The organism is Mycobacterium sp. 1164985.4, from assembly GCF_001668575.1.
Taxonomy (GTDB): Bacteria; Actinomycetota; Actinomycetes; order Mycobacteriales; family Mycobacteriaceae; genus Mycobacterium.
In genome coordinates, this window is sequence record NZ_LZMD01000026.1 from 1 (window position 1) to 2072 (window position 2072).

Genomic DNA, 2072 nt, shown 5'->3' on the forward strand with positions numbered 1-2072 from the left:
AAGTCGAACGCCAACGAATGACACTGCGACCACACCCCCGCCGTCGGCACATCGGCCTCCAGCGTCTCCAGCAGCTGAACGACGTTGCGGTGCGGTACCGCCACTCCCTTCGGGGTCCCCGTGGTCCCCGAGGTGTAGATCAGGTACGCGATATCGTCGGCCGACGGCACCGCCAACCCGATGGCGGGCTGGGAATCAACAGCAGGATCATCGATATCGATGAGCAGTACGTCCTTGCGCCCTGCGACCCGATGGGCCAACCCCGCCGTGGTCAATACCACCATCGGTGCGGCGTCATCGAGCACGAACCCGATCCGCGCATCCGGATGCGCCGAATCGATCGGCACATACGCCGCCCCGGTCTTGAGCACCGCCAAAATCGCCACGATCGCCTCGCCCGAGCGAGGCAACACCAACGCCACCCGCTCACCCGGACCCACCCCGTGACCGACCAACAAATGCGCCAATCGGTTGGCAGCTGAATCCAACTCGCGGTAACTCCACGTCCGCTCACCGCAACACATCGCCACCGCCTCCGGGGCGCGGGCCACCTGCGCGGCGAACAACTCCGGAATCGACACCAACGGCCCGGCCATCCGTGTCAACACCGCCCGATTACCGACCTCATCCAGCTGAGCCTGTTCGAGTTCGTCGAGCAGATCGACCGACGACAACCGCCGCTCCGGATCGGTGGTCAGCGCCACCAGCACCCGCCCTAACCGTTCGATCAGGGCCTCGATGCCGACTGCCTCGAACACCTCGGTGTCGAATTCGAAGGTGAGATTCAGTTCACGCCCTGGGGTTGCCGCAACTGTGAGCGGGTAGTGATTGAACTCGCGCGTGCCGAACTCGGTGATGGCCAGCTCATGCTCATCAGTCATCGCGGCGGTGTCTACCGGATAGTTCTCGTAGATGAACAGGGTGTCGAACAGCTGGTCGTGGCCGGTGAGCCGGTGGATCTCCGGCAGCGCAAGATGCTCGTGTTCCAGGGTGCGGTGGTGGGCGCGTTGCAACTGCTCGAGCAACTCCACACCTGTGGTTGCCGCCGTGAGGGTCGCGCGCACGGGCACCGTATTGATCAGCAGGCCGACCATCGATTCCGCGCCCGCGAGTTCGGCCGGACGCCCCGACACCGCGGTGCCGAAAACCACATCATGCTGACCGGTCAATCCCGCCAACAACTGGGCAAACGCGGCCTGCAGCACCGTGTTGACCGTCGTTTGGCGCGCACGCGCCAGTTCCGTCAGAGCGCTGGTGGTCTGCTCGGACACTCGGTGTGAGCGAACACCTCGCCGCCCCGATTCGAAACGGCCCGGGGGGCCCACGAGGGTGGGGGTGTCGAACCCTGCCAGCACCTGAGCCCAGGCCGCACGGGCGGCGTCGACGTCTCGCTCGGCGAGCCAGCTGACAATTCGCCGGTAGGGAACGGGTGGGGGCAGCGGCTGACGGTAGTAGCCGGCGATGATCTCCTGCAGCAGGATCGGCAGCGACCAGCCATCCATCACGATGTGATGATTGGTCAGCACGAACCGGTGCCGATCGGGCTCGGTGCGGATCAGCGCCGCCCGGAACGCAGGCTGACTCGCCAGATCGCCCACCGCGGCGCGCTCCTCGGCGCATATTTGGCCGACACGAGCATCAACACCGGCGGCATCGCCCAGGTCGACATAGCGCCACGGCGCCACCGGATGAGCCTCGATGACCTGCACCGGTTGGTCGAACCGATCGCAGAACCGCGCCACGAGGTGTGGGTGGCGACCGACAACCTCGTGCACCGCCTCGCGCAGCCGCTGAGCATCCAGCGGGCCGGTGATGGCGATATTCAGCTGCACCGCATACACATCGTCGTCGGTGTCCTGGCCACTGCCGGCGTGGAAGAGGAGCCCGTGTTGTAGCGGGGTCAGCGGCAGCACATCGGCGACGGCGTACTGCTGCTGTAGTTCGTCGAGCTGCGACTGGCTCAGCGTGGCCGGGGCGATGTCTGAGGGCGTGAGCCCGCCTCCTCCGGCGCGCACCAGCGCACAGATCCCGGCCAATGCCTCAAACCACAACCGGCTCAACCGATCCACCTG

At 66.0% G+C, this 2072-nt stretch carries 1 protein-coding gene; it reads right to left on the bottom strand.

Annotated elements, in window-relative coordinates:
* On the bottom strand, positions 1 to 2072 hold a 2072-nt coding region (locus A5650_RS03455; protein WP_156743992.1), incomplete at both ends, for a condensation domain-containing protein.